Below are 12,205 nucleotides of genomic sequence, written 5' to 3'. Positions count from 1 at the left end.
GGCGCCACGTGCGCCGGTTCCACTTTCGAATACCGCTGTCAGGACGTCACCCATGGCCACCGAAATCAAGGTTCCCGTTCTTCCCGAGTCCGTCTCCGATGCCGTCATCGCCACCTGGCACAAGAAGGCGGGCGACGCGGTCAAGCGCGACGAGAACATCGTCGACCTCGAGACCGACAAGGTGGTGCTGGAAGTGCCCTCGACCGTCGACGGCGTGATCAAGGAACTGAAGTTCGCCGAAGGCGCGACCGTCACCAGCCAGCAGGTCATCGCGGTGATCGAGGAAGGCGCCGTCGCCGCCGCGCCTGCGCCGGCCGCTGCCGCGCCTGCCGCCGCCCCGGCGGCTGCTCCCGCCGCGCCGGCCAGGGCCGCGGCGCCTGCGGCTGCTCCCGCCGGCGAGCTGCCGCCCGGCGCGCGCTTCGCCGCCAACACCGCCGGCGTCAACCCGGCCGACGTGCAGGGCACCGGCCGCCGCGGCATGGTCACCAAGGAAGACATCGTCAACTACGCCAGCGGCAAGACCGCCGGCGTCTCGGGCGGCGCGCGTCCGGAAGAGCGCGTGCCCATGACCCGCATGCGCGCTCGCATCGCCGAGCGCCTGATGCAGTCGAAGAACTCGATCGCGATGCTGACCTCGTTCAACGAAGTCAACCTCGCCAAGGTCATGCAGATGCGCAAGGAGCTGGGCGAGTCCTTCGAGAAGGCCAACGGCATCAAGCTCGGCTTCATGAGCTTCTTCGCCAAGGCCGCCGCGAACGCGCTGCAACGCCACCCGATCGTCAACGCCTCGGTCGATGGCAACGACGTGATCTACCACGGCTACGCGGACATCAGCATCGCGGTCGCCACCGAGAAGGGTCTGGTCACGCCGGTGCTGCGCAACGTCGAGCGCATGGGCTTCGCCGACATCGAAGGCGCCATCGCCGGTTACGCCAAGGCGGCGCGCGAAGGCGGCCTGAAGCTGGAAGACCTGCAGGGCGGCACCTTCACCATCACCAACGGCGGCACCTTCGGCTCGCTGATGTCCACGCCGATCGTGAACCCGCCGCAGTCGGCGATCCTCGGCATGCACGCCATCAAGGAACGCCCGATCGCCGAGAACGGCCAGGTCGTGATCGCGCCGATGATGTACATCGCGCTGAGCTACGACCACCGCATCATCGACGGCAAGGACGCGGTGCTGTTCTTGGTCGACATCAAGAACCAGTTGGAAAACCCGCACCGCATGCTGCTGGGCATGTGATCCCACTCATCCCCTCCCCCGCCCGCGGGGGAGGGTCAGGGTGGGGGCAGCGGACACGGCGCCCCCATCCCGCCCTTCCCCCTCACGCGGGGGAAGGAGACACACCTCAACGGGAAGTGACATGAGCGATCCGCAACAATTCGACGTCGTCGTCATCGGGGCCGGCCCGGCCGGCTACCACGCCGCGATCCGCGCCGCCCAGCTCGGCATGAAGACCGCCTGCATCGACGCCGCGCTCGGCAAGGACGGCAAGCCCGCCCTCGGCGGCACCTGCCTGCGCGTGGGCTGCATCCCGTCGAAGGCGCTGCTCGATTCCTCGCGCCAGTTCTGGAACATGGGCCACATCTTCGGCGAGCACGGCATCAGCTTCGCCGACGCGAAGATCGACGTCGGCGCGATGGTCGGCCGCAAGGACAAGATCGTCAAACAGTTCACCGGCGGCATCGCCCAGCTGTTCAAGGCGAACAAGATCACCGCGTTCTACGGCTTTGCGCAGCTGCAGCCGGGCAACGTCGTCAAGGTGAAGCAGCACGACGGCAGCGAAGTCGAGCTGAAGGGCACCAACGTCATCCTCGCCGCCGGTTCCGACTCGATCGAACTGCCGTTCGCGAAGTTCGACGGCCAGCACATCGTCGACAACGTCGGTGCGCTCGATTTCACCGAAGTCCCCAACCGCCTCGGCGTGATCGGCGCCGGCGTGATCGGCCTGGAACTGGGCAGCGTGTGGAACCGCCTCGGCGCCAAGGTCACGATCCTCGAAGCGATGCCGGACTTCCTGGCCGCCGCCGACGGCGAAGCCGCGAAGATCGCCGCGCGCGAATTCAAGAAGCAGGGCCTCGACATCCAGCTCGGCGCCAAGGTCAGCAAGGCCGAGGTGAAGGACGGCGAAGTCCACCTGACCTACACCGACGCCAAGGGCGAGCAGACCCTCGTCGTCGACAAGCTGCTGGTCGCCGTGGGCCGCAAGGCCGCGAGCAAGGGCCTGCTGGCCGATGGCACCGGCGTGCAGCTCGACGAGCGCGGCCGCATCGTGGTCGACGAGCACTGCCACACCGGCGTCGATGGCGTGTGGGCCGTGGGCGACTGCGTGCGCGGCCCGATGCTGGCGCACAAGGGCTTCGAGGAAGGCATCGCGGTGGCGGAACTCATCGCCGGCCTGCCGGGCCACGTCAACTTCGACACGATCCCGTGGGTCATCTACACCGAGCCGGAAATCGCCTGGGTCGGCAAGACCGAGGAGCAGCTGAAGGCCGAAGGCGTGCCGTACAAGGCCGGCAGCTTCCCGTTCGCGGCCGTCGGTCGCGCGGTGGCGATGGCCGAGCCCGCCGGTTTCGTGAAGGTGCTGGCGCACGCCGAGACCGATCGCGTCCTCGGCATGCACCTCGTCGGCGCGAACGTGTCCGAACTCGTGCACGAAGGCGTGCTGACGATGGAGTTCAGCGGCTCGGCCGACGACCTCGCCCGCATCTGCCACGCGCATCCGTCGCTGTCGGAAGCCGTGCACGACGCCGCGATGGCCGTGCACAAGCGCGCGATCCACAAGGCGAATTGATCGAACGACCTCCCTCGCCCGCGATCTTCCGGAACGCCAGGCCCGCGCCTGGCGTTCCGCGTTCCGGGCCGCCGCAAATCGTCCTGCTACCATGCCGCGATGAACGCCCAACTGCTGATCAAGGCCGCGATCACCGTCGCGCTGGTGCTGCTGGCGAGCGTGCTGGCGCGCCGGCCGGGATTCATGGGCGCGCTGGTCGCGTCGCTGCCGGTGACCTCGCTGCTGGTGCTCGGCTGGCTCTACGCCGACACCCGCGACCCAAAGCAGGTCGCGGACATGGCGATGGGCATCTTCTGGTTCGTGCTCGGCAGCCTGCCCTTCTTCGTGGTGCTGGCCGTCGCGCTGCGCCAAGGCCTGGCCGTGGTGCCGTCGTTCGTGCTCGCGGCGCTTGCCGGTTTCGGCGGCACCGTGCTCGTGCAGTGGCTGCTGACCCGCAACGCGACCGGAGCAAGCTGACATGACCAACACACCCGCGACTTCGTCCGCGAACCCGATCCGCAACGTCTCCGACACCGCGCTGTGGGTGGCGATCTATCGCGCGATGGAAAGCGAGCGTCCGGACGCGATCTTCCGCGATCCCTACGCCCGCCGCCTCGGTGGCGAACGCGGCGAGACCATCGTGCGCCAGATGCCGAACGGCGCCGCGATGGCGTGGCCGATGATCGTGCGCACCGCGGTGATGGACGAGATCGTCACGCGCTGCGTGCGTGACGGCGCGCGCACCGTGCTCAACCTCGCCGCCGGCCTCGACGCACGCCCCTACCGCATGGACCTGCCCGCAAACCTGCGCTGGATCCACGTCGACATGCCCGACATGATCGACTACTTCCGCGGACACATGGCCGGCGAGACGCCGAAGTGCCGGCTGGAGTTCGTCGCAGCAGACCTGCGCGACGGCGAACTGCGTCGCCGTGTCTTCGCCGACGCAGCACGCGAAGGCCCGGTGCTGGTGATCACCGAAGGCCTGCTGGTCTACCTCCCGCCGGACGACGTCGCCGCGCTCGCACGCGACCTGCATGACGTCGCGCGGGCGCGCTGGTGGCTGAGCGACCTCGCCTCGCCGATGCTGCTCAAATACCTCGAGAAACAGTGGCTCGGCCGGCTGCGCGACGGCAACGCGCCGTTCCTGTTCGCACCGGCCGAAGGCACCGCGTGGTTCGCACCGCACGGCTGGCGCGAAGCCGAGTGGCGTTCGAGCTGGAGCGAATCGTTCCGGCTCAAGCGCACCATGCGCTTCGTCTGGCTGTGGAACCTCCTCGGCAAACTGCAGCCGAAGGAAAAAGCCGAAGCCGGCAAGCGCATGTCCGGCATCATGCTGCTGCATTCCGAACATTGAACAAGGCCCTGCATTCCAAGATGAAATCGATCTGCGTCTACTGTGGTTCCAACGCCGGCGCCAAGCCGGTCTACGCCGAGCGCGCGACCGCGCTGGGTGCGCGCATCGCGGCCGAAGGGCTGCAACTGGTCTACGGCGGCGGCAACGTCGGCCTGATGGGCATCGTCGCCGATGCCGTGCTGGCGAACGGCGGCGACGTCGTCGGCGTGATCCCCGAGCAACTCGTGCAGTGGGAAGTCGCGCACAAGGGCGTGACCCGGCTGGAGGTCGTCGCCAACATGCACGAGCGCAAGGCGCGCATGTTCGACCTCGCCGACGGCTTCATCGCCCTGCCCGGCGGCTTCGGCACGCTCGACGAGATGTTCGAGATGCTGACCTGGCGCCAGCTCGGCCTCGGCCGCAAGCCCTGCGCCTTCCTCGACGTCGACGGCTTCTACGCGCCACTGATCGGCATGATCGACCGCATGGTCGAGGAACGCTTCCTCCACCCCGAACAGCGCCACGACCTGTGGCACGGCGAAGACCTCGACCTCCTCTTCCCGTGGATGCAGGGCTACGTCCCCGCCGAAGCCGACAAGTGGATGGACGAGAAACGGCGGCGGGAGATGCGTTGAGGCGTTCCGGATACAAACGCACGAGGATTCGATGAAACCGGCACTCGTCCTGGCGCTGATCGCCACCTTGCTCGCTGCCATCAGTCTTTGCGGATATCGCACACAGCGCGGGTTGGCCGAGCAAGGCAATGCATCGCCGCCTTCCGAGTACGCACAGGCCTACAACATCACGTTCGAGAGATCCGCGTGTCTGGGCAATTGCCCGGTCTTCCTGCTGATGATCGATATCAAAGGCAACGTGAAGCTGCAGATGCCGGCGCACGCAGAGTCCGATACCTCGTACTCGGAACCCGTCCTGGCGACGTACGTCACCGGGATTCCCGATTCCCGCGTGCAGGCACTGGCTCGAAAATTCGATTCAGGCGGCTTCCGCAAGCTCAAACTCGACTACTCGATCGACGTCACGGACGGCCCGAGCACCACCATCTCGATCGATTCAACCCGCGCGCATTGGTCCACGCAGGTTTACATGGTGCCGTGTGCATCGGAAGGAAAACGCTGGAGCGATCGAACGCGGAAAGACATGGGGATCACCGAGTTCGTCCCGGACGTGTTCTGCGACTTGTCCGATGAACTGGACGACATCGCATGCGAAGCCTACCGACGCGGCGCTCGCAACGGCCAGGCAAATGACCTCACGCCCTCCCGCCCTCCCCACTGCAGGCGCCCACAATGAAGAACTTCCAGGCCTTCCGCATCCACAACGACGCCCACGGCTATCGCAGCGGGCTGGAGCAGGTGTCGATCGACGACCTCGCGCCGGGCGAGATCGTCATCAGGACCGCGTATTCGTCGGTGAACTACAAGGACGCGCTGGCCGGGACCGGCGAGGGCAAGATCCTGCGCAGCTTCCCGCTGGTGGGCGGCATCGACGTGGCCGGGCACGTGGTCGCGTCCGAGGCGCTGGGCTTCCGGGAGGGCGACGCGGTGCTGGTCACCGGCTGCGGCCTGAGCGAGACCCGCGACGGCGGCTATTCGGAATATGCGCGCATCGAGGCGAAATGGGCGATCCCGCTGCCTGCGGGCCTGAGCCTGCGCGAGAGCATGATCCTCGGCACCGCCGGCTTCACCGCGGCGCTCGGACTGCTGCGCATGGAAGAGAATCGCCAGAGCCCCGCACTGGGACCGCTGGCCGTCACCGGCGCCACCGGCGGCGTGGGCTCCTTGGCGGTCGACATCTTCACCCGGGCCGGCTACGAGGTGCATGCGATCAGCGGCAAACCCGAGCACGCCGGCTACCTGAAGGCGCTGGGCGCGACCGAGGTGCTGGGCCGCGAGGCGCTGGCCGAGGCCCGGCCGCTGGAGAACGCCCGCTTCGGCGGCGGCCTGGACAACGTCGGCGGCGCGATGCTGGCCAGCCTGCTCGCACGGACGCGCCCCTACGGCAATGTCGCCAGCGCCGGCCTGGCCGCGACCGCCGACCTGCCGACCACGGTCATGCCCTTCATCATCCGCGGCGTGTCGCTGCTGGGCGTGGCCTCGGCCGGAACGGCCCGCGATCTCCGTGAACAGGTCTGGGAACGTCTGGCTTCGGACTGGAAACCGGCGCATCTGGACACGATCTGCACCCGCGAGGTCACTCTCGACGCGCTGCCCGAGGTCTTCGCGGGCATGCTCGCCGGCGGATCGCTGGGGCGGACGCTGGTCCGGATCGGCTGAGCGGGCCTCGCCGTGTGCGTTGCATCAACAAATCGCCGGCGCCCGCTTCCGGGCCGGCCCGCGCCCGACTACACTGAACGCAGTCTTTTCCGGGGGTCTCCATGGCTCGCATCCTGATCGTCGACGATTCGCCGTCGCAACTGATGGGCATCCGCCGCATCGTCGAAAAACTCGGACACGAGGCATTGACCGCCGAGGACGGCGCGGCAGGCGTCGACGTCGCCAAGCGCGAAATTCCCGACCTCATCCTGATGGACGTGGTCATGCCGAACCTCAACGGCTTCCAGGCCACGCGCACCATCTCGCGCGAGCCGACCACCAAGCACATCCCGATCGTGCTGGTCACGACCAAGGATCAGGACACCGATCGCGTGTGGGGCATGCGTCAGGGCGCCCGCGCCTACCTGACCAAGCCTTTCAGCGAAACCGAGCTGGCGGACACCATCACCCGCTACGTCAGCGGTCTGGGCTGAAGGCCCGGCTGACGCCGGCGGGCCGACAGGCCCGCCGATCGTCTCGTCAACCCGAAATCTTTCCGGATCAGGCGCGACGCCAGTCGTCGCCGAAGGCTTCGCGCAGGCGGCGATAGGCCTCGCGCTCCTGCTCGTTGTTGGCCTTGGGCGCCAGCACTTCCAGTTCGACGATCTGGTCGCCGGCCGGCGCACCACCGGTGCCGGGCAACCCGCGGCCGCGCAGGCGCAGCTTGCGCCCGCCCTCGGAATCCGCGGGAATCTTCAGTTCCACCGGCCCGCCCAGCGTGGGCACGCTCAGCGTCGCGCCCAGCGCGGCCTCCCACGGCGCCACCGGCAACACGTGGATCACGTTGCGACCGTCGACCTCGAAGCGCGGGTCGGCGGCGTACTCGACTTCCAGCAGCAGATCACCGCCGCCCGGCGCCTGCCCGGCCAGGCGGATCGCCTGCCCCGGCCGGATGCCCTTGGGCACGCGCACTTCCAGCGACTTGCCGGCCACCGACACCCGCACCGGATGCCCGGCATGGACCGCCTCCAGCGGCACCGCGAAGCGGGCGCGGGTCGCACCGTCGCCGCGCGCGTGCGGACCGGGGCCGCCCGGACCACCGCGGCGGCGCCCGAACAGCTCCTGGAAGAAATCGCTGAAGCCGCCGTTGGCGCCTCCGCCGGCGAAGATGTCCTCGAAATCGAAGCCGCCCGGGCCGCCGCCGAAGCCGCCCGGCGGCGGCTGCACTTCGTCGCCGGGGCGATAGCCGCGGGCGCGGAGCTGGTCGTAGGCCTTGCGCTTCTCGGGGTCGCGCAGGGCCTCGTAGGCCTCGTTGACGGCCTTGAACTTCTCTTCGGCGTCCGACTCCTTGCTCACGTCGGGGTGGTACTTGCGCGCGAGCCGGCGGTAGGCGGTCTTGATCTCCGCCTCGCCCGCGCCGGGCTCGACGCCGAGAATGTCGTAGTAATCCTTGAAACGCATGGGCCTGGTCCTGCGAACGGGGGCTTGAGGACGAAACGGGACGCGCACGATAACAAAACGACCGCGTCCGGTTGCGGGCCGGCGCGGTCGCGAGGGACGCGCGCATCGACGGGCGATGCGCGCACGGCGGAGCGGTCAGGGCCGATCAGGCATTCGTCGGCCGGGCGCCCACCTGGATGCGACGCGGCGAGGATTCCGGACGCTTCGGGATCGCGATCTCGAGCACGCCGTTGCGACCGATCGCGGTGATGCCCTCGGCATCGGCGGTGTCGGGCAGCGCGAAGCGGCGGTGGAAGCTGCCGTAGCGACGCTCGATGCGCGAGAAACGCTCGTTCGATTCGGCGAAGGTGTTCTTGCGCTCGCCCTTGATGCTGAGGATGCCCTTGTCCATCAGCACCTCGACCTCTTCCGGATCGATGCCCGGCAGATCGGCGAGGATCAGGAAGCGATCCGCTTCCTCGCGGATGTCGACGCGCGGCACCCACTGGCTGGTGACGACCGCGGATTCGTCGGTGGTGTTGCCGGCGTTGAAGAAACGCTCGAACAGCTGCTTGAACTCGTCCTGGGCACGAGCCTGGGCCGGCCAGGCCTGCTGATAGCGCATGACGCTCATGGGTGTCTCCGTGAAGGGGCGGCACCGTGCCGCCATGACCGGGAGATGTGTGCATTGCCCTGCATTTCAAGAGGGTTCGACACGCCCCCGTCGCGGCAGGCGTTCATGTTTCGGCCTACACTGTCGCCGCACGCCCCCAACAGGAGATCCGCATGACCATCCAGATCGGCGACCGCCTTCCCGAGGTCAACATCAAGCGCATCAACGACGGCATCGAGACCGTCGACACCCATCGTTTCTTCGAAGGCCGCAAGCTCGTCCTCTTTGCGGTGCCCGGCGCATTCACGCCGACGTGTTCGGAGAAACACCTGCCGGGTTTCATCGCGCAGTTCGATGCGTTCCGCGACAAGGGCGTGGGCGTGGCCTGCATGTCGGTGAACGATCCGTTCGTGATGAAGGCATGGGCCGCCAGCCAGAACGCCCCCGCGGAGATGGACATCCTCGCCGACGGCAACGGCGACTTCGCCCGCGCACTCGGCCTGGAGATGGACGCGAGCGCCTACGGCATGGGCCTGCGCAGCAAGCGTTTTGCAATGTACATCGAGGACGGCGTCGTCAAATTGCTCGAAATCGAGGCGCCCGGCGAGTTTCGCGTATCCTCCGCTGAACACATGCTTTCGCTGTTGCCCTGAAAACGCCGGGGCATCGGATCGGCCACTAGGATGCGGGCACCTCAGGAGGACCCGCCATGGCACGCAGCGCATCCCGCTTCACCGCGAAGAAGACCACGACCACCGCCGGCCTCACCAGCCGCGAAACGCTCCGCGCCAATGCGCGCAGGAAGATCGAGGACGGCGCCGTCACCGAGACGTACACCGGCGATCGCAGGACACTGATCAAGCTGCTCAACGACGCGCTCGCCACCGAGTACGTCTGCGTGCTGCGCTACTACCGACACTACTTCATGGCATCGGGCATGCTCGCCGATGCCGTGAAGGCCGAGTTCCTCGAACACGCGCAGCAGGAACAGGCGCACGCGCACCGCATCGCCGAACGCATCGTGCAGCTGGGCGGCGAACCGGATCTCGATCCCGACACCCTCACCGCCCGCGCCCACGCCGAATACAAGGAAGGCAAGGACCTGCGCGACATGGTGAAGGAGAACCTCATCGCCGAACGCATCGCGATCGACAGCTATCGCGAGATGATCGGCTGGGTAGGGGACAAGGATTCGACGACGCGGCGCATGCTCGAAGACATCCTCGCGCAGGAAGAGGAGCACGCCGACGAGTTCGCCGACCTGCTCGAAGGCTGGATCGGCAACTGATCCTGCCTCCGCCGTCGCTTCCGTGCATGGCGCACGGAAGCGATCGGCCTCACGACAGCGACGTCATTCGAGGATGCGGAACCGGATCCGTGTCCATGCACCGCTGGCCGACAATGCGGTCAGCGTGTGCTCGCCGACCTCGGCGAAATCGCGCACCAGCGGCGCACGACCGGCGCTTTCGCCGACCCACTGTCCATCCAGCAGCCACTGCACCTCGCGCTCGGTGCCGAGCGCACGCAGCGACAGGCGCACCGGATGTTCGCTGCCCGGTGCACGCGCCAGCGTCGCGCCATCGTTGAGGCCGTCGATGCGCAGCGTCTCGGCCGCGTCACGCCCGTCGGCCATGCAATCGTCGGCGAGTACCGGCAACGTCGACGCCGCGCGTGTCTCGCTCGACAGCCACGGCGATGCCAGCGCGGGCCAGCGCGCGATCTCGCGGGCTTCCGTGCGATGCGGCAGCGAACACGTCGCGGACACGCGACGCCCGGTATCGAGATCAATCTCGAAACGTTCGCGACCTGCGTTCCACAGCCTTGCGCCGCGCTCGGCGAACGTCGGCGGTACCGCGCCGTCGAGCGTCCATGCCTTCATCCTTCGCTGGCACAGTGCCGGCGACTGATCGTCTGCCGCGATGCCCAGCGGCCAGCAGATCTCGGCCTCGGCCACGCCCGCAGGCGGCGGCGAGGCGGCTTCCACACGCTGTCCCGGCAGCGAATCCACCACTTCGAACAGCAGCGGCAGCGCGGTGATCGCACCGAACTGTCCGGGCAGCGGCGTGCCGTCCGGACGACCGACCCACACGCCGACGGTGTAGCGGCGCGTGCCGCCGACCGCCCACGCATCGCGGAAGCCGTAACTGGTACCGGTCTTCCACGCCACGCGCGGACGCGAGCCACGATCGTATTGCAGCAATTCGCCCGGGCGCGGATTCGATTCGAGGATGTCGCGCACGATCCACGCCGCGCCGGGCGACAGCACGCGACGATCGACCTTCGCATCCTGCGGCGTGTAGCGCACGCGCCCGGCGATGCCGCCGCGATTGAACGCGGCATACGCACCGACCAGATCCTCCAGCCGCGCGCCGGTGCCGCCGAGGATCAGCGCGAGGTTCGGTTTCGCGCCCGCCGGGAATTTCAGGGCCAGCCCCGCGTGCCCAAGCCGCGCGGCGAAGCGCTGCGAACCGACACGATCGAGCAGATCCACCGCCGGCACGTTGAGCGAGAGCCGCAGCGCCTCGGCCGCGCCGATCGGACCGTTGAAGGTCTCGCCGAAATTGCCGGGCCGGTAGTCGCCGAAACTCTGCGGCGCGTCGACAAGCAGGCTTTCGGAGTGGATCACGCCGTCGTCGATCGCCATGCCGTACAGGAACGGCTTGAGCGTGGACCCGGGCGAACGCCAGGCCTGCACCATGTCGACGTGCCCCAGCCGCGCCGCCTCGCCGAAATGCACGGAGCCCACGTAGGCGCGCGCTTCCATCGTCGTGTTGTCGACCACCAGCAATGCCGCGGACGTGCGCTCGGGCAAGCCGGAGAAATAGGCGGCAACGCGTTCCTCCAGCGTGCGCTGGAGGTTGGGGTCGATGGTCGAGACGATGCGCACTGCCTTCGGATGCGCGCTGCGCAGGCGCTGGGCGAGCAGCGCGGCGCTGAGCGGCGGCTGCAACTGGCGCGCGACCACGGGTTCGATCTTCGCGTCCTGGACGTCCGCGCGCCGCCAGACACCGAGGTCGGCCATGCGATCGAGCACCTTGTCGCGCGCGACGCGGGCGGCTTCGGGATGGCGATCCGGACGCAGCCGGCTCGGCGATTGCGGCAGCACCGCCAGCAGCGAAGCTTCCGCGCGCGACAGCCGCGATGCGGGCTTGCCGAGATACGCCCAACTCGCCGCTTCGACGCCTTCGATGGTGCCGCCGAACGGCGCGCGTTCGAGATACAGCGTCAGGATCTGGCGCTTGGTCAGGTGCAATTCGAGCTGCAGCGCACGCAGGATCTGCTTCAGCTTGCGCCCGGGCGTGCGCGTCGAGGTGCCGTGGTCGGCGTCGAGGATGCGCGCGACCTGCATCGTCAGCGTGGAGCCGCCGGAGACGACTTCACCACTGCCGAGCATCTGACCGCCCGCACGCAGCAGCGCATACGGATTCACGCCCGGATGCTGCCAGAACCAGCGGTCCTCGTAGTTCAGCAACGCATCGAGATACAGCGGCGACACGCTTTCGGGTGTGGCGGGATAGCGCCACACGCCTTCACCATCGGCAAAGGCGCGCAGCGGCGTGCCGTCGCGGGCGACCACCAGCGTGCTGGTGTCGCGCGCCTTCGGCAGTTGCGGCGGGAACACCAGGTCGAGCAGCAACAGCAGCGACAACAACCCGGCGAGGCTCCAGCGCGCCCAGGACAGCGCGCGACGCCAGGACCAGCGGGCGACAGACATGCGGATCATCGGAAGGGTCGCCTGATGCGACACGGATATCGGAGAAGGGAGAGG

13 protein-coding genes are annotated in these 12,205 nt (G+C 68.1%); 10 read left to right on the top strand and 3 right to left on the bottom strand.

What is annotated here, in order from left to right:
* The first annotated feature begins 52 nt into the window (after nt 1-52).
* The 8 genes from sucB (at nt 53) to pilH (ending at nt 6,877) form a co-directional block, all read left to right on the top strand.
* Entirely contained in the window at nt 53-1,243 is a 1,191-nt protein-coding gene (gene sucB, locus ACT53R_RS07305) for a dihydrolipoyllysine-residue succinyltransferase (RefSeq protein ID WP_476171196.1), read from the top strand.
* 121 nt (nt 1,244-1,364) lie between these two features.
* Nucleotides 1,365-2,795, top strand: a complete 1,431-nt coding sequence (lpdA, locus tag ACT53R_RS07300; protein WP_476171195.1) for a dihydrolipoyl dehydrogenase — start codon at nt 1,365-1,367, stop codon at nt 2,793-2,795.
* Between the two features lie 99 nt (nt 2,796-2,894).
* A complete protein-coding gene (locus tag ACT53R_RS07295) occupies nt 2,895-3,251 on the top strand; it encodes a DUF3147 family protein (protein ID WP_476171194.1) in 357 nt (118 codons plus the stop codon).
* A gap of 1 nt (nt 3,252) precedes the next feature.
* Nucleotides 3,253-4,131, top strand: a complete 879-nt coding sequence (locus ACT53R_RS07290; RefSeq protein WP_476171193.1) for a class I SAM-dependent methyltransferase — start codon at nt 3,253-3,255, stop codon at nt 4,129-4,131.
* 20 nt (nt 4,132-4,151) lie between these two features.
* The gene (locus ACT53R_RS07285) at nt 4,152-4,745 is read left to right on the top strand and encodes an LOG family protein (RefSeq protein WP_476171192.1); all 594 of its coding nucleotides are present in this window, start codon (nt 4,152-4,154) and stop codon (nt 4,743-4,745) included.
* A 31-nt stretch (nt 4,746-4,776) separates the two neighbouring features.
* Complete coding sequence (locus tag ACT53R_RS07280; protein WP_476171191.1) at nt 4,777-5,421, top strand: DUF6438 domain-containing protein; 645 nt, start codon at nt 4,777-4,779, stop codon at nt 5,419-5,421.
* Nucleotides 5,418-6,404 carry a YhdH/YhfP family quinone oxidoreductase gene (locus tag ACT53R_RS07275; RefSeq protein WP_476171190.1) on the top strand — a complete coding sequence of 329 codons (987 nt, stop codon included), beginning with the start codon at nt 5,418-5,420 and terminating at the stop codon, nt 6,402-6,404. The genes ACT53R_RS07280 and ACT53R_RS07275 overlap by 4 nt, the downstream gene beginning before the upstream one ends.
* A gap of 101 nt (nt 6,405-6,505) precedes the next feature.
* Entirely contained in the window at nt 6,506-6,877 is a 372-nt protein-coding gene (gene pilH, locus ACT53R_RS07270; RefSeq protein WP_476171189.1) for a twitching motility response regulator PilH, read from the top strand.
* 67 nt (nt 6,878-6,944) lie between these two features.
* Here pilH and ACT53R_RS07265 read toward each other — a convergent pair whose 3' ends face one another.
* The gene (locus tag ACT53R_RS07265; protein WP_476171188.1) at nt 6,945-7,844 is read right to left on the bottom strand and encodes a DnaJ C-terminal domain-containing protein; all 900 of its coding nucleotides are present in this window, start codon (nt 7,842-7,844) and stop codon (nt 6,945-6,947) included.
* A gap of 145 nt (nt 7,845-7,989) precedes the next feature.
* A complete protein-coding gene (locus tag ACT53R_RS07260; RefSeq protein WP_476171187.1) occupies nt 7,990-8,457 on the bottom strand; it encodes an Hsp20/alpha crystallin family protein in 468 nt (155 codons plus the stop codon).
* Between the two features lie 152 nt (nt 8,458-8,609).
* Between ACT53R_RS07260 and ACT53R_RS07255 the strand changes: the two genes are divergently transcribed.
* Complete coding sequence (locus tag ACT53R_RS07255; RefSeq protein ID WP_476171353.1) at nt 8,610-9,089, top strand: redoxin family protein; 480 nt, start codon at nt 8,610-8,612, stop codon at nt 9,087-9,089.
* A 56-nt stretch (nt 9,090-9,145) separates the two neighbouring features.
* Complete coding sequence (locus ACT53R_RS07250; RefSeq protein WP_476171186.1) at nt 9,146-9,724, top strand: ferritin-like domain-containing protein; 579 nt, start codon at nt 9,146-9,148, stop codon at nt 9,722-9,724.
* A gap of 63 nt (nt 9,725-9,787) precedes the next feature.
* Here ACT53R_RS07250 and pbpC read toward each other — a convergent pair whose 3' ends face one another.
* Nucleotides 9,788-12,160 carry a penicillin-binding protein 1C gene (gene pbpC / locus ACT53R_RS07245; RefSeq protein ID WP_476171185.1) on the bottom strand — a complete coding sequence of 791 codons (2,373 nt, stop codon included), beginning with the start codon at nt 12,158-12,160 and terminating at the stop codon, nt 9,788-9,790.
* Nucleotides 12,161-12,205: the final 45 nt, after the last annotated feature.

This window comes from Lysobacter sp. DMC104, assembly GCF_056313665.1.
Note: the sequence above shows the minus strand (reverse complement) of the source record. Positions and strands in the feature narration are given on the sequence as shown.